Genomic DNA, 24,860 nt, shown 5'->3' with positions numbered 1-24,860 from the left:
CATTTTTTTCTCGAATAAAATTAAATACAAGACCAAAAATGTAATTGAATAGATTTAAGAATTATTTTCATGGTATAATCATAAAATCATCGATTATTGACCTTTTATCCTCATTATACATTCATTTATCTAATTCACGGAAATGTCAAACTTTTTGATGTTAAATTTGTTCTCGAATTATTATCAAAAACTATTTTATGACCAAATACTTCACTTCAATTTTATTTTTTATAACGACTTTTGTGTTTGCTCAAATGCCCTCTGCCACACAGGGCGGCGATGGGAAAATTTCTGGAACACTTATAGACAGTATAGCCAAAACTCCGGTAGAATTTGCTACTTTATCTTTGTACAAAACCACTGATCTAGTAAAACCAATAGACGGAACACTTACAGACGAAAAAGGCAAGTTTACAATCAAGAATGTACCAAATGGCAAGTTTGCCATAAAATTTTCTTCAATAGGCTTTAAAGACAAATTGGTATTTTTGGAAGAAATCACCGCCAAAAATAGAACGCTAACTTTGAAAGATATTTTTATTAGTACAGATGCCAAGCTACTTAACGAGGTTGTGATTACAGGACAAGGTGCTGTGATAGAAGAGAAAGTAGATAGACTAGTTTATAACGCCGACAAAGACATTACAGCCAAAGGCGGCGATGCAGCGGATATTCTAAGAAAAGTACCATTATTATCTGTTGACCTTGACGGAAACGTTTCTTTAAGAGGAAGTTCAAACATCAGAGTTTTGATTAACAACAAGCCTTCAACAATTATGGCGGCGAGTATTGCAGATGCTTTGAAGCAAATTCCAGCCGACCAGATAAAAACTGTTGAAGTAATCACTTCGCCATCAGCTAAATATGACGCAGAAGGTTCGTCGGGCATAATTAATATTATCACCAAAAAGAACAATTTAGAGGGATATAGCCTTAACACTGACATCGGCGGTGGAAATAGAGGTGCTAACTTAGGACTGAACGGAAGTCTTAGAACTGGTAAATTTGGAATGACTTTAGGTGGTTTTGGAAGGGCTAACTTTAACCCATCAGAAACTACGTTTGAACAAATCACAAAAGGTACTGAAAATACTTATCGTACGAGTCAAAAAGGAAATGCCAGAGACGAAATGGTATTTGGAAGGTACACTTTAGGTGCTGATTATGACATCTCTAAAACCAAATCACTTTCAGCAGGAGCGAGATTTGGAACAAGAAGTTTCAATAGAGACCAAGATTTGACAATCGAACGATTCCAAAACCTAACGCAGCTGAGCAATACCAACCAAAGAATAATTTCTGATAATCCATCTAACAGTTGGGATTTCAACATCGATTATTTGCACGTAATTAAACCACAAAAAGAACTAAGTATCTCGACACTTTATAGTAGAAGTTCGGCAAACTCAGATTTTACCAATACCCCTCTTGGAAATGCCGAACTTGAAAAACTGGCTCTTACCAATAGAAACGATAATATTAATCAAGAATACACGGTGCAAGTTGATTATCAAACACCTATCAAAAAGAATCAATTGGTAGAATTTGGTGGAAAAGGAATTTTTAGAGAAGTGAATAGTGACTTTAGCTATTTGGTAGGTGGTTCAGTAATAAATGATCCAAAAAGACCTAATGGATCCTTAGATTATAACCAAAACATTGGTGCTGCTTATTTGGCTTACACTTATACCACTAAAAGCAAATACACTTTTAAGGCAGGTACAAGATATGAAATCACGGATATTTTTGCAACACAAAACAACTCGACAGATATTGATATTGAGCCATATAACATTTTGGTACCGAATGTTAATATCTCGAAAACTTTTGGCGGAAAATATACAGTTAAAACAGGATACAATAGAAGAATTCAACGTCCGGGATTACAACAGTTAAACCCCAACGTGAACCTTGTAAATCCGCAAAATATTCAACAAGGAAATCCAGAATTGAGACCTGAGTTGACAGACAACATTGAGGCGAGCGTAAGTGCCAGTATCAAAAAGATTTATTTGAATATGTCGCTTTTCACTAGAATGACTGGTAATGCCATCACGCAAGTAGCTACACCGTCTGGTACAGAGAATGGGGTGGTGATAACAACTTTTCAAAATATTGGAAATGACAAAGCATACGGAGTAAACTTTTCAGGCAATTTGAGTCTTACTTCCAAATGGATGATAAACGCAGGAATAGAGTCGTTTTACAATTATATTACAGGTCAAACTACATCCGCAAGTGGGGTTTCAATACCAGTTTCCAACCAAGGTTGGAACCACAACGGACGTTTAATGACATTCATTACACTAAAAAAAGGATGGCAGGTACAAGCATTTAGTTTTGCAAGAGGTAGCAGAGTATTGCCAATGGGACGCCAAGGAGGCTTCGGTTTCTATTCACTTGGTACGAGAAAAGAATTTAAGAATAAAAAGGGAAGCATCGGCGTTTCAACGCAGAACTTTCTTCAAAATTCTATGAAAATAAAGACTACAATGGAATCACCTTTATTTACGCAAAACAGTGTAAATTATATGTTTAACAGAGGAGTAAGTGTGAATCTTTCATACAAATTGGGTAAAATGGGCGTAGATGCAATGATGCCGAAGAAAAGAGCAAAAGGTGTGAAAAATGATGACGTAAAAGATGGTGGCGGTGAGACCACTGGTCAGCAAGGTGGTGGAGCACCGGCTGGTCGCAATTAAGATGTACTTAATATAGGTTTTAGGTTAATAGATGGAGAACTTGCCAAGCTTTTGGCAAGTTTCTTTTTTTTAAACAAACCAACTTTTAACAAAATAAAAAAACCACGTTTGCACAGCTCCAGCAAACAATGCACACATCAACATCTTCCAAAGTATTTCTACCTTGTTAAATCTGAAGTGTAGGGCTAAGAAACTTCCCAAAATTGGAGTGAAAATAAATGGAGTAAGTAATGCTATGCCCCACAAACCCAATTTTGATTTTACTTTTATGGCTATACGTGTGGTTCGGCTAAATATCTTTTTGGGTTTATTGCCTCTAAATCTGGTGATGAGTTTGGTGATGATTTCGCCACCATAAACTACCAGAAAGACCGTAAGCATCATGCCCAAAGACGAAAAAATACTAGTCTCCCACCAGCTAAGTTTAAATGCCACTCCTGCCAATGGGCCACCTACAAACTTTATTGTGGCTGCTAAAGCAACCGCTAAATACTCTGAAATTTTCAACATATACCCTTACCAACAACTAATTTGGCCCACATATTACAAGTTTTTTAAAAAAAATTTAAAATATTTCATATAGTATCTTGCATAACAAAGTACTATACTATATATTTGCATCATCAATTATGAAAAAGCTATAATTTCTTTTTAAGAAAATGACTAAAACAACAAGATTATGAATTTAGAAAATGCACAGGTACAAATGCGGAAGGGCATCTTGGAGTATTGCATTTTGCAGATTATATCTAGAGGCGAAGTTTACGCCTCTGAGATATTGGATGAACTGCTCAATGCAAAAATAATGGTAGTGGAAGGAACGCTTTATCCATTACTAACTAGACTCAAAAACGCCGAACTATTGGATTATCAATGGAAAGAATCAACTTCGGGACCGCCTCGTAAGTATTATATTCTGACCGAAAAAGGAACGAATTTCCTTGAAGGCTTGGATGATACATGGATAGAACTTGCAGAGTCAGTTAAATCTATCATTGCCAAAACTCAAAAATAAACAAATATGAAAAAGACATTACAAATAACAATTGGTGGGCTCATTTTTAACATAGAAGAAGATGCCTACGACAAACTTAGCCAGTATCTCGAAGCCATAAAAAAGTATTTCTCGAGCTACGAAAGTTGCGATGAAATCACCCAAGATATTGAGGCTAGAATTGCAGAAAAATTCTACGAAAAAAATCAAAACGGTGGTGCGATAGAAATTGACGATGTAGACAAAATCATCAAGTCTATGGGAACCGTTTCTGACTTCGAGGCCATTAAGGAAGACGAAGATTTGTCTAAAGAAACCACTGAAGATACTTCTTTTGGTAAAACAGAACAGCCAAAGTCTGAAGAATCACAAAAAACCGAAACAGGAATTCCTCCAACTAAGTTTTACCGCGACAGCAAACATAAAGCTCTTGCCGGCGTGTTGGCAGGACTTGCACACAGATTTGAATTCGACGTGGTTTGGGCAAGAATACTGTTTATAGTTCTAGGCTTCGGTTTGATTGACTTGGGCATTGGATTCTTCATTTTCATAGCCTATTTCGTTTGCTGGATAGCATTTCCAGAAAGAAATGACTTGGATGAAGTTAAAAATGTAAAGAAATTCTACCGAAATCCCGAAAACAAAGTTCTAGGTGGTGTTGCCACAGGACTTTCTTCTTATTTGGGAATGGATTTGGTTTTGGTACGTGTTCTTTTTGTAGTAAGTGGATTTTTCTTTATAGGCATAATTTTGTACATCATATTCTGGATTGTAGCACCTAACGCTGTTACAATTACACAGAAAATGGAACTCAAAGGACAGGCCGTAACCATTGAAAATATTGAATCTTCTATCAAAACAAACAGCCTTTCAGAATCACCTAGACAAGAAAGTGTATTTGCTAAACTTTTACTATTCCCATTCAGGTTGATTGGAATAATCTTGAAGGCATTGGGTAAAATTTTGGGGCCAATTGGCACTTTGGTGAAAATGTTCATAGGCTTATTACTCATGATAATAGGTGCTTCGTTTGGCTTTGCAGCCATTGTTACTACCGGAGTTTTTTACGGATTGATATCGAGCAAAGATTGGATTTCAGGCGATCATGTGATAGGAATGTTGAGCAGAGACTTGCCTCCTTTGGGTGGTTTCTTCGGATTCCTTGCCCTATTTATCCCAGCAATTGCGATTGTCTTGATAGGTATAAAACTTCTGACTGGACAATTGAGCGGACAAAGGAATTTCTGGTTGACCATGTTGGCACTTTGGCTAATGGGTGTGGTAGGAATAAGTGCAGTTGGTTCGAAATATGCCCTAAACTTCTCCAAATTAAATGGTTATACAGATGAAACCACCTTGACATTGCCGAATGGCACACTTTATTTGGATGCCCTTGAAAGAGATGAAGATGAAGACGATGTGTTCGATACAAGGGTTGTTCTTGAAGCTTCTGAAAATGCAAGTCTGACTTTAAAAACCAAATATAGCTCGCATGGAAGATCAAAGGAACAAGCATTGTCTTTGGCCAAAGATATTTCATATTTGATTGCACAAAGAGATTCAGTGATTATTTTCCCAGAAAACTTCACCATGAAAGACAAAAATGTATTTCGTGATCAGAAAGTGGAAGCCACTTTGTTTATTCCGAAAAACAAAAAGTTTAAAATGTCTAGAGAGTTTGCTAGAAGAGTGTATAGTCAATCATGGAATCTCGACGCTAAGTTTGGAATTGACAGCGACAATATTGAGAAATACACCTTTTTGATGGATGAAAGTGGTGAAATTGCTTGTGCGGATTGCCCAGTTTTGACCGAAGATGAAAGAGAAGCTTTAGACAGAAATGGCAGCAATGGCTCTTTTGGAGGAGAAGATTTCAATGACCATGGTGAGTTTCATAAATCTGTAACTGTAGAAAGCTTTAAGAATATTGATTTTGGTTCAAACTTTATTGTGACCATCAAACATGGAGATAAAACTTCGGTGGACATTTACAGCAACGATCAGAAAGAACTCGATAACATCGAGGCAAAGGTAAAAGGAACTACTTTGGAGATAGAGTATGATGATCCGTTCAGAGATCATGACTCAGAAGTTCATATTTACATCGTGACCAATACCCTAGAAAATCTTGATATTTCAGGTGCTGCAAAAGCAAAAATATTGGGATTTGAAAACCTTAACGATTTGAATGTTGAATTATCTGGAGCATCACAGGTGGCCATGGATATAATATCTAAAACACTAGATATCAATGCTTCAGGGGCATCTCAACTGATTACAAAAGGTTCAGCAACTGCTTTAAAAGCCAATCTTTCTGGAGCATCGCAATTAGATGCAAAAGGCTTAAAAGTAGAAAAAGCAGATGTTGAAGCACACGGTGCAAGTGTAGCTAAACTAAGTAAAATAAAAGACTTGAGGTCTGACACCAGTGGCGGAAGCGTAATAGAAAGAGATTAGAAGTTACTTCTTATCTTTAAAAAACCTCGGAGTTTCTCTTCGGGGTTTTTTATTTTATAACGATTGCATAAATATTTTGGATGTAATTATTGATACCATCAAAGTTTCAGATTAGCTTCGGCTATTAATTCAATTAAACCTTAAATAAAATGAAGTCTATTCTGGCAATTTTTCTATTTTCTGTTTTAACCTCAGCAGCATCGTTTGGTCAAAACAAAGATGTATTAGCCGTTCAAAATGCATTAGAAATCTTGAGGATTCAGATGCTAAACCCTACTGAATCGGGCTTAAAATCTATATCACATCCCAATTTAACTTATGGTCATTCAAATGGGAAAATAGAAAACCAAAAAGAATTTATGGACGCATTTTTGACCGGCGTATCTGACTTCACTTCTCTTGATTTTTCGGATGTAAAAATTGAAATCGTAGATAAAACTGCAGTAGTAAGGCATCTACTTATAGCAGAGTCAATGGACAAAGGAAAACAACCTGCCAAGGTGAACATTAAAGTAATGTTGGTTTTTACAAAAGGTAAAAATGGTTGGTTGCTATTGGGCAGACAAGCCGTGAAGTACCTTTAAATTTTTTCTTTGAAATATTCTATTAAATAATCCTTTTTTACTAGATTTTAAACTAAATGACACTAGAATTCCACCTTTTTGATTAAAGTTGTCAAAATAGTATTAAAAAAAGAATCGCATTGGAATTTTATTTTAAATAATCTGCATAGATTTGAGTTTCCAAAAATTAGGCAATAAAATAAACATATATTGCTAAAAGGAGACATCAAAATATGAGCAATAGAGTATTAAAAGTTCACCCAAATGACAACGTAATCGTTGCCTTGAGCGACATCAAGAAAGGAGAAATTGTAGAATACAACAAAAAACCTTACGAGCTAACGAGTGATATCCCAGCCAAACACAAGTTTGCAGAATCAGATTTTGAAGCTGGTGAAGAGATTTATATGTATGGCGTTTTGGTGGGTAAAGCCCAACAAAAAATCAATAAAGGTGAGTGGATAACAACTTTTAATGTTAAACATGCCGCAAGCGAGTTTAACTTGGGTGAAAGACATACCGACTGGCAGATACCTGATGTAAGTGAGTTTAGCAAACGTACTTTTATGGGTTATCACAGAGCCAATGGCGAAGTTGGAACTGCTAACTATTGGATTGTATTGCCGATGGTTTTTTGTGAAAACCGCAACCTGGACATCATGAAATCAGCGTTGGTGGATGACTTGGGTTATAGCAAAAAGACGAAATATAAAAACTACGCCAAAAGTTTAATAGACCTTTATTCTGCAGGTAAAAATATAGAAGAAATACTATCCGTAGAAATAGATGGAAACGAAAACTCGGCCTCCGAAAAAATATTTAAGAACGTTGATGGAATAAAATTCTTAACCCACGACATGGGCTGTGGCGGCACACGTCAAGACGCTCAAGCTTTGTGTGGACTTTTGGCGGGATATATAACACATCCAAATGTGGCAGGTGCAACGGTTTTGAGTCTGGGCTGTCAAAATGCACAATATTACATGTTGCAAGAAGAAATAGAAAAACGTGGTGGAATGAACCAGAAACCTATTTACTTTCTAGAACAACAACAACTGGGTACTGAAGAACTTTTAGTAAGCAATGCCATAAAACAAACTTTTGCCGGACTCATAGAGGCCAATAAAATACAAAGAAAACCTGCATCGTTAGACAAATTAGTATTGGGCCTTGAATGTGGAGGTTCTGATGGTTTTTCAGGAATTTCTGCAAATCCAGCCATCGGCTATACATCTGACCTTTTGGTGGCTTTGGGTGGAACTGTGATACTATCAGAGTTTCCCGAATTGTGTGGTGTGGAACAAGAACTCAGCGACAGATGTATGATAACCGAAAACGCTGAAAAGTTTAATCATTTGATGACCACTTACAATAACAGAGCTAAAGCAGTAGGATCGGGATTTGACATGAATCCATCACCGGGAAACATCAAAGATGGTCTTATAACAGACGCCATAAAATCTGCAGGAGCAGCAAAAAAAGGTGGTACCTCGCCAGTAACCGATGTTTTAGATTATCCTGAAAAAGTTACTAAAAAAGGCTTAAACTTATTGTGCACACCAGGAAACGATGTAGAATCCACAACTGCAGAAGTGGGTTCGGGTGCAAATATTGTACTTTTCACTACGGGTCTTGGTACACCTACAGGTAATCCGATAGTACCAGTAATAAAGATATCAAGCAATACCAAGTTGGCCGAAAAAATGGCAGACATCATTGATATAAATACTGGCTCGATTATAGAAGGTAAAGAAACCATTGAGCAGGCAGGTCGTCGAATTTTAGATTTTGTCATTAATGCCGCAAATGGTACACAAGAAGTAAAAGCAGTTACAAACGGACAAGATGACTTTATTCCTTGGAAAAGGGGAGTAAGTTTATAATTAAAAAATTAGATACGAACATGGCAAAAGCTTTTTTAGACGAAAACTTTCTTTTACAAACCAAAACGGCAGAAATACTTTATCATGAATATGCTAAAGAAATGCCAATTATCGATTATCACAATCACCTTCCTCCTGACCAAATACTAAACGATATAAATTTCAATAACCTAACACATGCTTGGCTTTATGGGGACCACTACAAATGGAGAGCCATGCGTACAAACGGCATAAACGAAGCTTATTGCACTGGAGATAAAAGCGATTATGAGAAGTTTGAAAAATGGGCAGAAACCATTCCAAATACCATGCGGAATCCACTTTATCATTGGTCTCATTTGGAATTACAACGTTATTTTGATATAAAAGAAGTGCTTAATCCTGCTTCGTCAAAAGCAATTTATGACAATTGCACCGCCAAACTTGCCACAAAGGAATATGGGGTTCGTGGATTATTGAAAAAGATGAATGTTACGACTGTTTGCACGACAGATGACCCGCTTGATTCTTTAGAACATCACATAGCTTATCATAAAGAACTGGCCACCAAATCTGCTGGCTCCGAGGTAGCCATGTTGCCGGCGTTCAGGCCTGACAAATTTATTTTGATAGAAAATCCAAACTTTGCCTCATTTATTGAAAAACTTGGAGGAATAGTAGGCTTTGAAATCAAAGATTATTCGGATTTAAAAAAAGCACTTAAATCAAGAGCAGATTTCTTTGCGGCAAACGGCGGAAAAGTATCAGACCACGGTTTGGAGGAAATATATGCAGAAGATTTTACAGAAGAACAGGCAGATGCCATTCTGAAAAAAACATTAAATAAACAAGAAATTTCAGTTACTGAGGCTGTCATTTTCAAATCAGCCATGTTGCACTTTTTGGGCACAATGTATGCTGAACTGGGCTGGATTCAGCAGTTTCACCTCGGTGCTTTAAGGAATAATAATAAAAAAGCGATGAGAACTCTCGGACCTGACACAGGCTGGGATAGCATTGGAGATTGGTCACAAGCCAAAGCATTGTCAAAGTTTTTGGGGAAATTGGGCGAATATGACCAATTGACCAAAACGATAATTTATAACTTAAATCCTGCCGATAACGAATTGATGGCCACCATGATAGGGAATTTTAATGACGGCTCTGTAGCTGGAAAAATTCAATGGGGGTCTGGATGGTGGTTTCTTGACCAAAAAGATGGCATGGAAAAACAGATAAACACATTATCGCAAATGGGTCTATTGAGTCAGTTTGTGGGTATGCTTACTGACTCCCGTAGTTTTCTTTCGTTTCCACGTCACGAATATTTCAGAAGAATATTGTGCAATATTTATGGGAATGACATTGAGAATGGAGAACTTCCAAATGATCAGGCATTCATAGGAAAAACCATTCAGAATATTTGTTACAACAACGCCAAAACGTATTTTGGATTCTAAGAAATGAGGAAATCGATTCTGACATTTGGCGAAATTTTGCTTCGGCTCTCTCCCGAAATGGGAGGTGAATGGATACGAAAAGCAAGTATTCCAACCTTTGTAGGAGGTGCCGAACTTAATACCGCAATGGCTTTGGCTAGCTGGACTATACCCGTGCAATACTGTAGTGGGTTACCAAAAAATGCACTGGCTGAAGAAATAGCCCAATATTTAGAGTCTAAAAATATCGATACTTCCAAAATGCAATGGTGCGGGGAACGAATCGGAATTTATATGTTACCTCAAGGTGCAGATTTGAAAAATGCTGGAGTAATTTATGACCGAGCACATTCTTCGTTTGCATCTATACAAACTGAACAAATAAATTGGTCAGAACTTTTAAAAGACATAGAATGGCTCCATGTAAGTGCCATAACGCCTGCTCTGAGTAAACAAATGGCTGATGTATGTCTAGAAGCCGTAAAAGAAGCTAAAAAAGCAGGTGTGAAAGTATCTGTTGATCTCAACTACCGCTCTAAACTTTGGAAATATGGCAAAGAACCTATAGAAATAATGCCAGAAATAGCCCAATACTGTGACCTCATTATGGGTAATCTTTGGGCCGCAAATAAACTGTTAGGTACTTCGATTAATCCAGAAGTAGAAATAAACAATGCCTCTAAAGAAGATTATTTAGTAGAATGTGAAAAGGTTTCAAGAGAAATTTTGCTAAAATTTGAAAATTGTAGATTTGTAGCCAATACTTTTAGATTTGACTACCAAAATGAGGGAATAGAATACTATACAACTATATTTACGGAGAATAACCTATATGTTTCACCACATTTTAAGGTTAAAAAAGTAATAGACAAAGTAGGAAGCGGCGACTGTTTTATGGCAGGCTTGTTGTATGGACTTTACAACGAACAATCACCACAAGAAATCATAGATTTTGCGGCCGCGGCGGCCATCGGAAAACTAAATGAATATGGAGATGCCACTCAACAAAAAGTAGAAGATGTGATTCAAATTTTAAATGCCCTTTTGGTAAATCAATAATAATGACAAAAGAAGAAATATTACAACTTGTCCTTGAAAAACCCCTAGTACCAGTTTATTACAATGCCGATATAGAAATTACAAAAAACATTGTAAAAGCGTGTTATGAGGCAGGAATTAGAGCATTTGAGTTTACCAATAGAGGAAAAAATGCCGCTGAAGTATTTTCAAAAATTCAGCCATTTGTTCGTGAAAATTGTCCTGGTATGATATTGGGTATAGGTACAATTGTAGATGCCGAAACCGCAGAAAAGTACGTAAAATTGGGTGCCGATTTTATTGTTCAACCTGGCACAACTAAAGAAGTTGGCGAAGTTTGTAAAAAACATAACATAGCTTGGGTGCCAGGTGTAATGACTCCTACCGAAATCTACAGTGCATTATCTTTGGGTGCGTCAATGGTGAAGATTTTTCCAGGAAATATAGTTGGCTCAGCATACGTAAAAGCACTCAGAGGCCCAATGCCAACTGTCAAAATAATGGTAACCGGTGGAGTAGAACCTACAGAAAGTAGCCTAAAAGAATGGTTTGGGGCTGGGGCAAATGCAGTTGGATTGGGTTCTCAACTTTTCAAAGACATGGACGACATAGAAATATTCAAAACCAAAGTGAAAGGACTGTTTTCTTTCATTCAACCTTAACCCTAAAAAAATGGAGAACAAAATCGGAAACTATCGCTGGACCATCTGTGCCCTCGTGTTTTTTGCGACCACCGTAAACTACCTAGATCGCCAAGTAATCAGCCTTTTAAAATCAGTCCTCTCTGACGAACTCAAATGGGACGATGGTGACTACGCCAACATCGAAATCGCTTTCAAACTATTCTATAGCTTTGGAATGCTCATAGCAGGTCGAGTAGTAGACAAGCTAGGAACAAAAAAAGGCTACGCAATGGCCACAGGATTATGGAGTTTGGCAGCCATAGGCCACGCATTGGCCAATTCTGCATTTGGTTTTATGATAGCCAGAGCATTTTTAGGGGTAACAGAAGCAGGTAACTTCCCAGCCGCAATTAAAAGTACTGCTGAGTGGTTTCCTAAAAAAGAAAGAGCCTTGGCTACGGGTATTTTTAACTCAGGAACAAACATCGGAGCCATAGTAGCACCCTTAACAGTACCGTTTATAGCAGCTGCTTGGGGTTGGCAATGGGCATTTATTTTGACAGGATTGATAGGCTTTATTTGGCTGATTTTGTGGCAAAAACACTATACTTCACCCAAGGATTCCAAAAAACTCAGCCAAGCCGAATTTGATTATATACACTCAGATAAAGAAGATGAAAATATTGAAAAAGTAGTAGAAAACGAGAAAGTTTCTTGGTTTAAACTCTTGACATTTCGTCAAACTTGGGCTTTTGCAATAGGAAAATTCCTGACTGATCCAGTTTGGTGGTTCTACCTTTTCTGGTTGCCTGACTTTTTGCAAAGCGAATATAAACTTACACTTACCGAAATCGCCATTCCTCCTGCAGTAGTATATATGATTTCCACAATTGGTAGTGTTGGTGGTGGTTATTTGCCAATGGCCTTTATAAACAGAAATATGCCGGCATTTAAGGCCCGCAAAACCTCAATGTTTATTTTTGCGTTGTGTGTATTACCGGTGGTGCTTTCGCAATATGCTGGTAGAATAAATATGTGGCTGGCGGTTCTGGTGATAGGAATAGCTGCCTCGGCACATCAGGCTTGGTCTGCCAATATTTTCACTACAGTGTCTGATATGTTTCCAAAAAAAGCCACTGCCTCAGTAACAGGCATAGGCGGTATGATGGGAGGCTTAGGAGGTATTTTGCTAACATGGGCTGTGCAGAAAAACATGTTTGTGTACTACAGAAGTATCAACCAAATAGAAACCGCTTACTTCATCATGTTCTTAATTTGTGGTGGTGCATACTTATTGGCTTGGCTAATTATGCACCTCTTAGTGCCAAAAATGAAGAAAATTGAGTTGTAAAAATATTCTAAAATAGTCTTAAAACTAAAAATCAATTTTATAATTCCTATGAAGATAGAATTAAGAGCAATCTTAGTTCTATCTTTTTTATGTGGCATCATGACGTCAAATGCTTAACCGTTCAATAAAAAAATAGTAAAACTCAAAAAGGAAAGTTAGTATGAATAGACTATATTTGTCTTCAAAAAACTGGATTACGGATATTGCATTTGCAAAAATTTATGAAATTTTGTTTGATTTTGACCCTTTCCTTTTTCACGATTTGTTGTAAAAACCAAGAAAACACATTCGAACTAGAAGGAACATGGAAAGATGTGTCCTGCCAAGATAAACCCGAAAACTGCGAAAGTAGATTCCCAATAATTATTATAGACACCAGTTTTCAAGACTCTATAGAAGTTAGAACCAAACTAGGCTCTACTAAGAAACTTTGGACCAATAAAAAATACCAAGCAGCTAGTATAACTTTAGAAAATAACTACGAATCGCTTTTGTTTCCTATTTATAACAAAAACACTTTGGCTTATTACGACAACACCGAGGATCGATTTGTGTATTACAAAAAAACAAAATCAGATCTTAAATGAAATTTTCAAAAGACCTTAAAATATTCACTTTTTATACTTTTATTTTTATAATTGGATGCTTTTTAATGCCCAAAACATATGTATGGGGTTATAATGACCGCAACTGTTGGGTAAGTTGGTGCAACTATATTTATCATTTTGGGATTCAAAACATTTACAAACTTAAAGTAGATTACCCCCCACTGATTCACTATTTCTTGTGGTTATTAGCCAAAATCCTCGGAAGTTCAGAGAATATTTTCATGAACATATATAAACTAAAATACATGGTGCTTTTGATAGAAACCATAAGTATTTTCTTTGTGTATAAAATTTTAGAACTGAAGAAAATAAAATATGCCCATTTATTGCCACTATTCATCTTGTTCAACATTGCGTTTTGGTACGACAATGCTCTATTTGGGCAAGTAGATGGCGTTTACACGGCATTTGCATTTATTTCTTTAAGCTTTGCTATCCTTAAAAAACCGAGCCTTAGTCTAGTATTTTTTGTTTTTTGTGTAAATTTCAAGCTCCAAGGAATCATATTTTTACCTGTAATCGCTATTGTATTATTTAACGAAATTAAGCGTTACAGCATATCAAAAATAGCTCTCACGGTATTACCAACTATCATTTTGCAGTTTCTAATCATGTTTCCTTTTATATATGTGGGTGACTTAAAACTGGCATTGAATTCGTTCTCTGAAAGCATGGGTCGATATCCAATGGTAAGCATGGGAGCTTACAATATTTGGTCGCTGATTTTTGACTCTCCACAAATTATGAATGACAACATGGGAATATTCCATTTTAGTTATAATTCATTTGGGCTCATTGCGTTTTTTGGTCTTTCAGGCCTTGTTCTTTTGCCTTTTGCATTTAAGAGCTTAGGTTTTTTTAATAAAACGCTGAAACTTGAATTTAACTTCGAAAACATGTTATTGGTTTGTGTTTTGATTATACTGTTCTTTACGTATTTCAATACACAAATGCACGCAAGATATTCACATCCAATAATACTATTTGCAGGTACATTGGCTATTCTTCGTAAAGATTATATGAGATTTTTGCTGGTGAGTTTGGCCGTATTTCTTAACATGGAAGGGGCGTCAAAAATCCTAAAAGGAAACATTGCAGACTTCAAAACGTTTTGGTTTCAGCCCTGGTTTGTGTCTTTAGTGTTTTTGGCTATAATAGTATTGTATTTCTACGACTTTGTGGTCCTGTTGGTAAAGAGTACTAAAAAACTCAGGTCGCTTAACTGATAAATTTCAGAATGAGTAATTGCCCAATTACTTTAGACAAAAAAGAAATATTTACCTACTCTTTACCGCTACATAAAAAACTAACAATTTTAATGACATTCTAATCTCATTCCAATGATGCCATCGGATACAATAAGTAAATTTGATCGCAAATAGCTTTAAATAGCATCCCTTTGAAATGTCCCTTAGAATTCTACTTACATTAACTACACTACTAAGCAACTGCCAATCACGCGAAAATACATTTGTGCTTGAAGGTAGATGGCAGGACACATCTTGTTTAAATTCTACCGAAAATTGCAAAAGTAGATACCCAGTGATTTTGATAAAATCAGAAATCACTGATTCACTTGACGTAATGGATCACAATGGTGAGTGGAAAAAAATATGGACAAACAGTAAGTGGCAATCTTATTCTATAAAACTAGAAAACAGTTATGAATCATTGCTATTTCCAAGCTATAAAACGAATTCTTTACAATACTACGACGACGTAAAAAAAGAATTTGTTTACTACAAAAAATTGCCTAATGAATAAAAATGCAAATTTCTAGAGAGCTCAAAACTATTATAGCATATGCATCAATTTTTATTATAGGATGCCTTTTAGCACCAAATATCTATGTTTGGGGAAACAATGATAGAAATTGCTGGATTACTTGGAGCAATTATATCAACTATTTTGGTATTCAAAATGTCTATAAATTAAAAGTAGATTACCCTCCACTTTGGCATTATTTCCTTTGGTTTTTCAGCAAAACAAACACAAGCCCTGAAAGTATTTACATGAGGGTATATCATCTTAAATATTTGGTTTTCTTTATAGAAATCATTAGCCTCTTTGTTGTTTACAAGATATTGGCTATAAAAAAAATAAAACATGCCCAAGTTCTTCCATTTTTGATTTTGATAAATATTGCATTTTGGTATAACAACTTCCTATTTGGTCAAATGGATGGAGTTCACACAGGTTTTGCATTTATTTCTATTATACTGGCTATATTTAAGAGACCTACGGTGAGCTTACTCTTCATGGTATTGTGTATAAACTTCAAGTTTCAAGGAATTATATTTTTACCCATCATTTTTCTCCTAATATTTGATGAAGTAAAAGGCTACGCTAATTTAAAGAAACTAACTACCATAATACCTGCAATACTATTACAAACAATGATTTTTATGCCATTTATCTTGTCTGGAGATATAAAGCTAGCTATAAACTCATTCACTGAAAGTGTTGGTAGATACCCATTCGTAACCATGGGAGCCTATAATGTATGGTCGTTGATATTTGAAAAACCCCAACTCGTCAATGACAATTTGGGCATCTTCAATTTTAGTTATAACTCTTATGGACTTTTGGCCTTCTTCGGACTCTCCGCAATTGTCTTATTACCGTTTGCATTAAAAAGTCTGAACATTTTCAGCAAATACAATAAACTGAACTTAAATTTAGAAAATACACTATTGGTTAGTGTTTTGATTATTCTATACTTCTTCTATTTCAATACTCAGATGCACTCTCGCTACTCGCACCCAATAGTGCTATTTGCAGGAACTTTGGCCATACTTCGCAAAGACTACGTAAGGTTCTTGCTTGTGAGTTTAGCTGTGTTTCTCAATATGGAAGGGGGGTCAAAAATCCTAAAGGGTAACATAATGGATTTTGAAACGATTTGGTTTCAGCCATGGTTTGTGTCTTTGATATTTCTAATGGTCATCATACTTTACAGTTTTGATTATGTTATGTTGATTAAGAAAAACATAAGTTGGCATTCATGAATTTAGCCTAACCTACTCTGTCTCAACTCCGCCACATCAGCTTGAATACTTTGCATGGTGTTATATACCAAGTCTGAAATAGGCCTATCAGTAGGATTAAGCGTACATACAAAACTCCAAAGCTCAAAAACTTCCTCTGGCTTTATTTTATAAGGATAATAGGTTTTGTTATCTGAGTGAAGATGTATCGTACCGTCCTCTTCTATTTTGTTAAATAATCGCTTATATACCAAACCGTCATTCTGTGTCAATACCACGTAAGTTTTACCATCCTTTATATCGTTGATGTCTTCTACGTATTTGCCCACTACATAGGCTCCAGTCTCCAGCGGCGGCATAGAATCTCCCTGAATAGGAAACCCCCGAAACTTACCTGCATCAGTAAAGGGCAATGAAATACGAGGTAGACTCTCTATAAAATTCTCATCGCTAAATCCTTGCAAATACCCCGCCGACGCTCTGATAGGCACAAGTTCTACCAAGTCTTTGCCGTCGCTATCTACCATTACTGGAAACAAAATCCTATTGCCCCCAATCTTAAGTAGATCTCTTAGGTCATTCACCTTTGTTAAATCTATTTTCAAAAGGGAGTCTATGGAGACCGTAAAATAATCTGCTAACTGAACTATTAAGTCTATTGGTGGCTCGGCTCTATGCTCTTCCCATGAACTCAGCCTCGAACGAGTGATATTCAAATCATTGGCCAAGGACTCCTGAGAAATACCCCTCAAATGGCGTAAATGAGCTATATTTTTACTTATTTTTTTCATTGCTAAATATTTTATCATAAAATTGGTAATTTTTTAAGTAAAATACAACATCTATCCTTCACAAATCTGATATTGCTAATTTTTTTATCATTTCCCCACGCCTATGTTTGTGTCTACATAAATATCACCGAGATACACATGCGTCTCGTCTGTGAGGAAACAGAGGAGGACGACAAAAAACATCAAAAAACTACCCAAATCAGGTAGCCACTAAATATAAATAAAAGAGACATTTGATTATCTTTGAAACAAATTTTTCAACCTTTAAGAATGAATCTCAACCTCAACAGTAAACAAAATAATACCTACGACGCCATTGTGGTAGGATCGGGTATAAGCGGTGGCTGGGCAGCCAAAGAACTCTGCCAAAAAGGTCTTAAAGTATTACTACTAGAAAGAGGCAAAGACATAAAACATATAGAGGACTATAAATCTGCTATGAAAGCCCCATGGGAGCTTGAGCATGCCAATAGGATAACGCAAGAAATCAAATCGAAATTTCCAGTACAGACATCCGAAGGCAACTATCCCATCAATGAAGCCAATCAAGATTTTTGGTTACCTGAAGATACCAGTCCGTATATCAGCAAAAAGCCATTCGACTGGTACAGAGGAGCAGGAGTTGGAGGCAAATCGTTACTTTGGGGAAGAATGGTGTTCAGATGGAGCGACTTCGACTTTGAGGCCAACGCCCGCGAAGGTATAGCCATAGACTGGCCCATCAGGTACAAAGACATAGAACGTTGGTATGCCTATGTGGAAAAATTTATCGGTGTAAGCGGTAGCTATGATAATATCTCACACATGCCAGATAGCGTATTTCAACCAGCCATGGGCATGAACTGCGTAGAAGCTAGTTTTCAAGAAAAAATAAAAGCCAAATATGGCAACGACAGAATAGTGACCATCGGTCGGGTAGCACATATCACCCAACCTACTGCTGAACAAACGTCCTTGGGAAGGTCATCATGTCAATATCGCAACGCTTGTTCGTCAGGCTGTCCGTACGGAGGGTATTTTAGTACACAAGCCGCCACTTTGCCTGCAGCAATGAAAACGGGCAACCTCACACTCAGGCCTTTTTCAATAGTATCAAAAGTACTTTTCAATGAAAAAACACAAAAAGCCGACGGCGTAGAAGTTGTTGATGCGATTACCAAAGAAGTGACCGAATATTATGCAAAAGTAATCTTTATTAATGCTTCAGCCATGGCCACAACGGCCATCATGCTCAACTCAAAGTCTGAAAGATTTCCAAATGGACTCGGTAATGACAGTGGGCAATTAGGCAAAAACCTCATGGATCATCACTCGAGGGTTGGAGCTTCGGCTTCAGTAGACGGTTTTGAAGATAAATACTATAGTGGCCGCAGAGCAAATGGGATTTTTATGCCTAGATTTAGAAACATCGGCAACGACAAAAGAGATTATCTACGTGGCTTTGACCTCCAAGGCGGAGCTGGACGAGCTAGCTGGACGAAATCATTGCCTGGGGATTTGTTTGGTGCTGAACTAAAAGAACAAGCCGCACAAGTGGGTGGCTGGAGCATAAACTTAGGCTCGTTTGGTGAATGCCTTCCTTATGAAGAAAACCAGCTATATCTACACGATACAGAAAAAGATCAGTTTGGTATACCAAAAATAGTCTTTGATGCTGAAATAAAACAGAACGAGCACAAAATGCGAATAGATATGCAAAACGATGCCGCTGAACTTTTAGAAGCCGCTGGTTATAAAAACATAAAATCGTATAATAAGGCTGATTTTCATTTGGGCTTATCGAAACACGAAATGGGAACCGCACGCATGGGAAGAGACCCCAAAACCTCTGTTCTTAATGCCAACAACCAAGTGTGGGGTTGCAAAAACGTATTTGTAACAGATGGAGCGGCTATGACCTCTTCCAACTGTGTAAATCCGTCGCTTACTTACATGGCACTTACAGCACGAGCATGTGATTTCGCTGTTAAAGAACTCAAAAAGAGGAATTTGTAGACTTAGAAAAGCTGTTCGTAAAGTACCTTATCAAAACCAACAGCCACAATTTTTTGATCTTCTATAATGGGGCGTTTGATTACAGATGTGTGCTGCATAATGACTTCAATAGCTGACAGTGGTGTATCGAGTGCGTCTTTTTCGGCTTGACCAAGGTCTTTAAAAGTCGTGCTACGCTTGTTCACAATCTTATCTAACGGAACCTGTTGCAACCATTCTTCGAGCTTATCTCTGGAGATTCCGTCTGTTTTATAGTTGTGAAATGTAAACTCTTCGCCTCTGTTTTTTAGAAAATCTAAAGCCTTTTTTACTGTGTCGCAATTGGGAATACCGTAAACTGTTAGCATATACTAATTTTAATTTCAGACAAATTTAAGACATTTTGAAGCTTTGACAGAGCATAAATTGCTTTAAATTCTACAATATCTAACATTAGCAATTTGGCTTAGTATTTGCGATTAACTCAATATTAACAAGCAATTATTTGTTTTGAACTTAATAATTTTCAATTTTTACGAGCATTTTCAAAAAATAGCATAATATGATTTTAACTCCAATGAATATCTTTAAAATTACCAGCATAGCTTCGGTTTTGCTTTTTGCAAGCTGTCAGTCTAAATCCCAAAACGGCAATGCACAAGCGACAGCCTCCACCGAGAATATCGACAAAAACCAAGTTACATGGAATCCAAGTATTGACGACGCACTCGCACAAGCCAAGGCTTCTGGCAAACTACTTTTTGTAGAATGCTACTCCCCTACTTGTCCGGTTTGTCAGAGTATTGAGCCTTTTTTCAAAAATCCAGAAGTGGCCACGAAATACAACAGCAGCTTTATCAATTATAAACTGGATGTGGGCAATGCAGAACAAGTAAAATTCCTAAATGCAAGAAACATATATTTGCCAAGTTTTCCGCAGTTTTTGTTTTTTGATGGCGATGGCAAAATTGTGCATCAAGCAGAAGTAACTCCTGACTCAAAAACCATTGTAGCGGCGGCAGAGACAGCTCAAAACACAGAGAAAAGAGCATCTAACTTTAAAAACAGATACGATAAAGGAGACAGAACCTTGGATCTCCTTGTTCAACTTGCCGCTTATGCACGTCTAACAAAAGACACAACTTTAGCCGTAACCACAGCTGAAGAAGTTTTTAAAATATACCCTAAAGACCAACTGAATAGCGAAACCAGCTGGAAACTGACAAAAAAATGTGTGACTGACATGGAAAATGGTTTCGCTGTACACTGGTTCAACAATGTGGCAACAGCAGCGGCATTTGAGAAAAAGGATGGACATGCCGGCAACGAAAACAATATCTTGGGAGGCATCATACAGTCCTCTCTATACAGTAAAAGAGGCCAGAACTATGGAACTGCTAAATTGAATTTGGTTAAAAAATATATGAACCTCACTGGAGCTGGACAATACATAGAAAACGTAACTTGGGAGTTTGATGTAAAAGCACTCATACGTGAAGGCAAGCCTGAGCAAGCCTTGGTTATTGGAGAAAGGATAGCAGCCAAGTTTTCTACAAATGGACAATCTTTGGTTTATATTGCTCGGGTTTTTAATGATTATTATCCAAACAAAAACTACGCTCCTAAAGCCTCAGCATGGCTAAACAAAGCCAAAAGCCTTTTGAAAGAAGACCAATATTTGGCGGAATATTACTTTGAATCAGCAAAACTAAATCAGAAAACCGGAGACATCGCCAAAGCAAAAGCAGACGCACAACAAGCTCGTAACTTGGCCTCAAAAGCTCAGGTAGACCTAACTAAGTTTTCAGCTTTGATTGAGAAATTGTAAGAACGGTGATCTGATTTCCCTAAATCATCTAAAACCAAAAAGGCACAATTCTCTCGAATTGTGCCTTTTTGCTATCTAAATCAATATTTCTCTTGCGTATTCCACCTATAGATTATGTGCAATTTAGGAAAATTACACTATTTGCCCAATACCTCCGCACCGATAGACATCATACCTTGTAATGGGTCAGGACGCATGTTGTGGCCGATTGTCCATTTATATTTACCTGGCTTAGCAAACTTGTATTTTTGTAGTTTTGGTGCCGCTATTCTGTTGTCAAAAATATCTCCCATTCCATCGCCATAAGGCTTACCAGTTTTTTGGTTGAAGAGAATCACTTCGTCCATTGAATTCACCAATACTTTTCCTTTATCGTCTGTTAAAGTTTGGTTCAAATACAAATTGTAATATGGATATGAAACCGTGTTTCTTACCAAATAATTAAAATCATAGACTTTCTGAACATCTTTCACCTCAAACACAAAAGTCTCTTTTTTAGCAATGAACCACTCCGAATCCTTAAAATCACGGATTTCTTTCAAATCAGAACTTCCTTTACAAGCCAATAGGACGCTCAATAATACAAAAGTCGCTACTTTACTTCTCATATTGCCGGTTTATCTGGTCGGTTATTGTTGTTTCTGTTTTTCTTTCTTTTCTTGTTGCGGCTTTTGTTTTCCGTACTCCCCTCTGCCGTTCCTGCCGGATTTCCGCCAGTTTGTGCTGGAATTGAAGAAGCGGTTCCTCCTTCTACCAGCGGCGGACGAGGTTGATTTGGCCTTGTTTGTTGCTGAGGCGGCCTAGGCTGGTTTGGTCTAGGTTGTTGAGGATTGGCTGGTTTTGCAGCATTTCCTTCGTTTCTAACGTTTGGATTATTCGGTTGGTTTGGTCTTGGTTGTTGATGGTTCTGAGGATTAGCAGGTTTAGCAGCATTACCCTCATTTCTTACATTTGGATTATTCGGCTTTTTAGGTCCGCTTTTCTTTTTATTTTGATGGTATTTTTTATCCAAACGCTCCAAATCATTATTAATGCTGGTCGGTTTTGCCGAAACAAATTCAGATATTTCTACCAAATTTTCCAAGCCAACTGGCTTTTTACCAGCCGCATTCATTTTCTGAATTTCGGCCACTTGTGCACAATTTATTGGATACCAGTTGGTTTCGTTGGGATAACTAAACCACATGATTCTTCTGAAAATATCTGTCTTCTGGAGCGTAGCGTCACCTTTTTCGGTTTTTAGCGACCTGTCTACCACTGGAATGTCCCTTATGGCATCGATATAAGTCTCTAGCTCGTAGTTCAAACAGCATTTCAACCTTCCGCACTGACCTGAAAGTTTAGCTGGATTTAATGATAAATTCTGATATCTAGCTGCCGCTGTTGGGATGGTTTTAAAATCAGAAAGCCAAGTTGAACAACAAAGTTCTCTACCACATGATCCTATTCCACCCAGTCTTCCTGCCTCTTGGCGTAGGCTTATCTGACGCATTTCTATACGTACTTTAAACTCGCCCGCCAACATTTTGATAAGTTCTCTAAAATCCACGCGATCGTCTGCAGAATAGAAAAACGTGGCCTTTGAATTATCTGACTGAAATTCAACTTCTGAAAGTTTAAGATTGAGTTTGAGTTCCTTGCAGATTTCTCTGGTGCGGTACATGGTCGGCAAGTCTCTATTGATGGCTTGGCTGTGTTTTTCAAGGTCTTTTTCAGTTGCCAAGCGATGAATTACTGCCAGCTCGTCTGACTCTTTGATACCTTTTTTGATCATCTGCAAACGCACCAATTCGCCCTGCAACGAAACCGAACCAATATGAAAACCTGTGGGCATTTCGCACACCACAAAGTCACCAGTATAAAGATCTAGATTGCTTTTATTTTTGAAATATTCTTTCCTTCCACCTTTAAATTTGACCTCAATTACACCAAATCTGCTACTCTTTGGCGACTCCATATTTGAAAGCCAGTCGAAAGAATTCATTTTGTTGCAACCACCTGTCGAGCAGCCTCCCGAACTACATCCTGCCGTAGTTTTGTGATTGGATTTTTCTTCTGCTACGTTTTTTATATTGCCGCATCCACCGGATGAGCACTGTCCACACGCCATAAGAATATATATTTTAACCGATTGAAGGGCTTTTTTATGCCAAAAATCAATGCGGAACGATTTTCTAATTATTTTCTAAAAACAAAACTAACCATTAATCCAAATATTTCATTAAATCCAAGCCAATATCTTTCCTAAAATACTTCTTCTTAAATTTCACTTTTTTGGCCATTTTTTGTGATTTCTTCACTGCTGCAGTCATAGTTCTACCTAATCCTGTTAGTGCAACAACCCTTCCACCGTTGGTAATCACACCCGCTTCTGTAGTTTTTGTGCCTGCATGAAAAATTACGGTGTCTTTGTCGGCCACTGGAATTTCCATCAAGTCACCTTTTTTGTAATCTTCAGGATATCCTCCTGCTACCACCATGGTAGTTGCTGCAGATTTTGGATTTATGCTGAGTTTGATTTTGTCTAATTTACCATCGGCAGCAGCAACCATCAGCTTCACAAAATCAGTTTTAATTCTTGGCAATACTACCTCGGTTTCGGGGTCACCCATTCGGGCATTGTATTCTATCACCATCGGATTACCTTCGTCGTTCATGAGGCCTATAAATATAAAACCCACATAATGAATACCCTCGGCTTGAAGACCCTCCAAGGTTGGTTTTACTACCAATTCCTCCACTTTTTGCATAAAAGCGGCATCTGCAAATGGCACTGGAGACACAGCTCCCATGCCACCTGTATTGAGCCCAGTATCGCCCTCTCCTATTCTTTTATAATCTTTGGCTTCAGGTAAAATCACATAGTTTTTACCATCAGAAAGCACGAAAACCGAGAGTTCTATTCCTTTTAAAAACTGCTCTACCAGTACTTTATCTCCTGCTTCTCCGAATTTCCCTTCGGTGAGCATTTCTTTTAAACTAGCCTTGGCTTCGTCTTTGCTTTCGGTGATAATCACTCCCTTACCAGCAGCCAAACCGTCGGCCTTAAGTACGTATGGACCAGATTGTTTGTCGAGATAAGCGAGGCCAGCCTGTAAAGTTTCTCGTGTAAAAGTTTCTGAAAATGCTGTAGGCACACCATGTTTTTGCATGAATGCCTTCGAGAAGTCTTTGCTGCCTTCGAGCCTTGCACCAGAAGCATCAGGGCCCACAATTTTTACTTTTTTGAGTTGTTTATCGGCTTTGAAAAAATCTACGATTCCTTTTACCAAAGGGTCTTCAGGACCCACAACTACCAAACCAATACGCTCTGAAAGTACCAATTTTTTTATACCTTCAAAATCATCTACTTTGATATCTGCATTGGTGGCTATTTGGCTTGTCCCAGCATTGCCAGGAGCCACAAAAAGTTTGTCGCATTTTTTGCTTTGAGCCATTTTCCATGCAAAAGCATGCTCTCTACCACCCGAACCTATTATAAGAATATTCATTTTCTGTATTTAAAAATACAAAAATAGGTATTGAAGGGGTGGTAACAAAATGGGACCTAAGTGTAAATTCAGAATTAACATGCAATTCAGATACAAATAATCCAAAAAAAATTATATTCTGAGTTTTTTATCCATTAAAAAATAGGTTTTAC

21 protein-coding genes are annotated in these 24,860 nt (G+C 37.4%); 15 read left to right on the top strand and 6 right to left on the bottom strand.

What is annotated here, in order from left to right; translation table 11 throughout:
- Positions 1-197 precede the first annotated feature (197 nt).
- Complete coding sequence (locus EGI24_RS18255; RefSeq protein WP_255049996.1) at positions 198-2,702, top strand: TonB-dependent receptor domain-containing protein; 2,505 nt, start codon at positions 198-200, stop codon at positions 2,700-2,702.
- A gap of 69 nt (positions 2,703-2,771) precedes the next feature.
- Here EGI24_RS18255 and EGI24_RS18250 read toward each other — a convergent pair whose 3' ends face one another.
- Positions 2,772-3,212: a hypothetical protein gene (locus tag EGI24_RS18250; RefSeq protein ID WP_255049995.1), complete on the bottom strand. Its 441-nt coding sequence runs from the start codon at positions 3,210-3,212 to the stop codon at positions 2,772-2,774.
- A gap of 169 nt (positions 3,213-3,381) precedes the next feature.
- On the opposite strand from EGI24_RS18250, the gene EGI24_RS18245 reads away from it, so the two are divergent.
- The 12 genes from EGI24_RS18245 (at position 3,382) to EGI24_RS18190 (ending at position 16,645) form a co-directional block, all read left to right on the top strand.
- Positions 3,382-3,717, top strand: coding sequence for a PadR family transcriptional regulator (locus EGI24_RS18245; protein WP_255049994.1), 336 nt, complete (start codon positions 3,382-3,384; stop codon positions 3,715-3,717).
- 6 nt (positions 3,718-3,723) lie between these two features.
- Positions 3,724-6,153 carry a PspC domain-containing protein gene (locus tag EGI24_RS18240; RefSeq protein WP_255049993.1) on the top strand — a complete coding sequence of 810 codons (2,430 nt, stop codon included), beginning with the start codon at positions 3,724-3,726 and terminating at the stop codon, positions 6,151-6,153.
- Positions 6,154-6,302: 149 nt separating this feature from the next.
- Positions 6,303-6,737 (top strand): nuclear transport factor 2 family protein, encoded by a 435-nt coding sequence (locus tag EGI24_RS18235; protein ID WP_255049992.1) that lies wholly within the window; start codon positions 6,303-6,305, stop codon positions 6,735-6,737.
- A gap of 212 nt (positions 6,738-6,949) precedes the next feature.
- Complete coding sequence (locus tag EGI24_RS18230) at positions 6,950-8,599, top strand: UxaA family hydrolase (RefSeq protein WP_255049991.1); 1,650 nt, start codon at positions 6,950-6,952, stop codon at positions 8,597-8,599.
- A 20-nt stretch (positions 8,600-8,619) separates the two neighbouring features.
- Positions 8,620-10,038, top strand: coding sequence for a glucuronate isomerase (gene uxaC, locus EGI24_RS18225; RefSeq protein ID WP_255049990.1), 1,419 nt, complete (start codon positions 8,620-8,622; stop codon positions 10,036-10,038).
- Between the two features lie 3 nt (positions 10,039-10,041).
- Entirely contained in the window at positions 10,042-11,076 is a 1,035-nt protein-coding gene (locus EGI24_RS18220; RefSeq protein ID WP_255049989.1) for a sugar kinase, read from the top strand.
- A gap of 2 nt (positions 11,077-11,078) precedes the next feature.
- Positions 11,079-11,717, top strand: a complete 639-nt coding sequence (locus EGI24_RS18215) for a bifunctional 4-hydroxy-2-oxoglutarate aldolase/2-dehydro-3-deoxy-phosphogluconate aldolase (protein WP_255049988.1) — start codon at positions 11,079-11,081, stop codon at positions 11,715-11,717.
- Between the two features lie 10 nt (positions 11,718-11,727).
- Positions 11,728-13,029 (top strand): MFS transporter, encoded by a 1,302-nt coding sequence (locus EGI24_RS18210; RefSeq protein WP_255049987.1) that lies wholly within the window; start codon positions 11,728-11,730, stop codon positions 13,027-13,029.
- 221 nt (positions 13,030-13,250) lie between these two features.
- Positions 13,251-13,616, top strand: coding sequence for a hypothetical protein (locus EGI24_RS18205; protein WP_255049986.1), 366 nt, complete (start codon positions 13,251-13,253; stop codon positions 13,614-13,616).
- Complete coding sequence (locus tag EGI24_RS18200) at positions 13,613-14,863, top strand: hypothetical protein (protein ID WP_255049985.1); 1,251 nt, start codon at positions 13,613-13,615, stop codon at positions 14,861-14,863. The genes EGI24_RS18205 and EGI24_RS18200 overlap by 4 nt, the downstream gene beginning before the upstream one ends.
- Before the next feature lie 178 nt (positions 14,864-15,041).
- A complete protein-coding gene (locus EGI24_RS18195; protein WP_255049984.1) occupies positions 15,042-15,401 on the top strand; it encodes a hypothetical protein in 360 nt (119 codons plus the stop codon).
- A gap of 2 nt (positions 15,402-15,403) precedes the next feature.
- Entirely contained in the window at positions 15,404-16,645 is a 1,242-nt protein-coding gene (locus EGI24_RS18190; RefSeq protein WP_255049983.1) for a hypothetical protein, read from the top strand.
- A gap of 2 nt (positions 16,646-16,647) precedes the next feature.
- Here EGI24_RS18190 and EGI24_RS18185 read toward each other — a convergent pair whose 3' ends face one another.
- Positions 16,648-17,415: a LexA family transcriptional regulator gene (locus EGI24_RS18185; protein ID WP_255049982.1), complete on the bottom strand. Its 768-nt coding sequence runs from the start codon at positions 17,413-17,415 to the stop codon at positions 16,648-16,650.
- Between the two features lie 270 nt (positions 17,416-17,685).
- Here EGI24_RS18185 and EGI24_RS18180 point away from each other — a divergent pair, with 270 nt between their 5' ends.
- Complete coding sequence (locus tag EGI24_RS18180; protein ID WP_255049981.1) at positions 17,686-19,410, top strand: GMC oxidoreductase; 1,725 nt, start codon at positions 17,686-17,688, stop codon at positions 19,408-19,410.
- Between the two features lie 2 nt (positions 19,411-19,412).
- Here EGI24_RS18180 and EGI24_RS18175 read toward each other — a convergent pair whose 3' ends face one another.
- Complete coding sequence (locus EGI24_RS18175) at positions 19,413-19,757, bottom strand: Spx/MgsR family RNA polymerase-binding regulatory protein (RefSeq protein WP_255049980.1); 345 nt, start codon at positions 19,755-19,757, stop codon at positions 19,413-19,415.
- Between the two features lie 194 nt (positions 19,758-19,951).
- Here EGI24_RS18175 and EGI24_RS18170 point away from each other — a divergent pair, with 194 nt between their 5' ends.
- Positions 19,952-21,217, top strand: coding sequence for a thioredoxin family protein (locus EGI24_RS18170; RefSeq protein WP_255049979.1), 1,266 nt, complete (start codon positions 19,952-19,954; stop codon positions 21,215-21,217).
- 137 nt (positions 21,218-21,354) lie between these two features.
- Here the strand turns inward: EGI24_RS18170 and EGI24_RS18165 are convergent, their stop codons facing one another.
- From EGI24_RS18165 to purD, 3 genes are all read right to left on the bottom strand, one after another.
- Positions 21,355-21,825 (bottom strand): gliding motility lipoprotein GldH, encoded by a 471-nt coding sequence (locus EGI24_RS18165; RefSeq protein ID WP_255049977.1) that lies wholly within the window; start codon positions 21,823-21,825, stop codon positions 21,355-21,357.
- Entirely contained in the window at positions 21,822-23,327 is a 1,506-nt protein-coding gene (locus EGI24_RS18160) for a stage 0 sporulation family protein (RefSeq protein ID WP_409035491.1), read from the bottom strand. Before EGI24_RS18160 ends, EGI24_RS18165 begins: the two co-directional genes overlap by 4 nt.
- Before the next feature lie 94 nt (positions 23,328-23,421).
- The gene (gene purD / locus EGI24_RS18155; RefSeq protein ID WP_255049976.1) at positions 23,422-24,708 is read right to left on the bottom strand and encodes a phosphoribosylamine--glycine ligase; all 1,287 of its coding nucleotides are present in this window, start codon (positions 24,706-24,708) and stop codon (positions 23,422-23,424) included.
- Positions 24,709-24,860: the final 152 nt, after the last annotated feature.

It is taken from the genome of Lacihabitans sp. CS3-21 (assembly GCF_024343675.1).
GTDB lineage: Bacteria > Bacteroidota > Bacteroidia > Cytophagales > Spirosomataceae > Leadbetterella.
This window is presented reverse-complemented; position numbering and strand designations above follow the sequence as displayed.

What these genes read in the sequence shown, in the direction of transcription:
- EGI24_RS18255 (WP_255049996.1), top strand. Translation starts at nt 198, where the DNA reads ATGACCAAATACTTCACTTCAATTTTATTTTTTATAACGACTTTTGTG.
- EGI24_RS18250 (WP_255049995.1), bottom strand. Translation starts at nt 3,212, where the DNA reads ATGTTGAAAATTTCAGAGTATTTAGCGGTTGCTTTAGCAGCCACAATA.
- EGI24_RS18245 (WP_255049994.1), top strand. Translation starts at nt 3,382, where the DNA reads ATGAATTTAGAAAATGCACAGGTACAAATGCGGAAGGGCATCTTGGAG.
- EGI24_RS18240 (WP_255049993.1), top strand. Translation starts at nt 3,724, where the DNA reads ATGAAAAAGACATTACAAATAACAATTGGTGGGCTCATTTTTAACATA.
- EGI24_RS18235 (WP_255049992.1), top strand. Translation starts at nt 6,303, where the DNA reads ATGAAGTCTATTCTGGCAATTTTTCTATTTTCTGTTTTAACCTCAGCA.
- EGI24_RS18230 (WP_255049991.1), top strand. Translation starts at nt 6,950, where the DNA reads ATGAGCAATAGAGTATTAAAAGTTCACCCAAATGACAACGTAATCGTT.
- uxaC (WP_255049990.1), top strand. Translation starts at nt 8,620, where the DNA reads ATGGCAAAAGCTTTTTTAGACGAAAACTTTCTTTTACAAACCAAAACG.
- EGI24_RS18220 (WP_255049989.1), top strand. Translation starts at nt 10,042, where the DNA reads ATGAGGAAATCGATTCTGACATTTGGCGAAATTTTGCTTCGGCTCTCT.
- EGI24_RS18215 (WP_255049988.1), top strand. Translation starts at nt 11,079, where the DNA reads ATGACAAAAGAAGAAATATTACAACTTGTCCTTGAAAAACCCCTAGTA.
- EGI24_RS18210 (WP_255049987.1), top strand. Translation starts at nt 11,728, where the DNA reads ATGGAGAACAAAATCGGAAACTATCGCTGGACCATCTGTGCCCTCGTG.
- EGI24_RS18205 (WP_255049986.1), top strand. Translation starts at nt 13,251, where the DNA reads ATGAAATTTTGTTTGATTTTGACCCTTTCCTTTTTCACGATTTGTTGT.
- EGI24_RS18200 (WP_255049985.1), top strand. Translation starts at nt 13,613, where the DNA reads ATGAAATTTTCAAAAGACCTTAAAATATTCACTTTTTATACTTTTATT.
- EGI24_RS18195 (WP_255049984.1), top strand. Translation starts at nt 15,042, where the DNA reads ATGTCCCTTAGAATTCTACTTACATTAACTACACTACTAAGCAACTGC.
- EGI24_RS18190 (WP_255049983.1), top strand. Translation starts at nt 15,404, where the DNA reads ATGCAAATTTCTAGAGAGCTCAAAACTATTATAGCATATGCATCAATT.
- EGI24_RS18185 (WP_255049982.1), bottom strand. Translation starts at nt 17,415, where the DNA reads ATGAAAAAAATAAGTAAAAATATAGCTCATTTACGCCATTTGAGGGGT.
- EGI24_RS18180 (WP_255049981.1), top strand. Translation starts at nt 17,686, where the DNA reads ATGAATCTCAACCTCAACAGTAAACAAAATAATACCTACGACGCCATT.
- EGI24_RS18175 (WP_255049980.1), bottom strand. Translation starts at nt 19,757, where the DNA reads ATGCTAACAGTTTACGGTATTCCCAATTGCGACACAGTAAAAAAGGCT.
- EGI24_RS18170 (WP_255049979.1), top strand. Translation starts at nt 19,952, where the DNA reads ATGATTTTAACTCCAATGAATATCTTTAAAATTACCAGCATAGCTTCG.
- EGI24_RS18165 (WP_255049977.1), bottom strand. Translation starts at nt 21,825, where the DNA reads ATGAGAAGTAAAGTAGCGACTTTTGTATTATTGAGCGTCCTATTGGCT.
- EGI24_RS18160 (WP_409035491.1), bottom strand. Translation starts at nt 23,327, where the DNA reads ATGGCGTGTGGACAGTGCTCATCCGGTGGATGCGGCAATATAAAAAAC.
- purD (WP_255049976.1), bottom strand. Translation starts at nt 24,708, where the DNA reads ATGAATATTCTTATAATAGGTTCGGGTGGTAGAGAGCATGCTTTTGCA.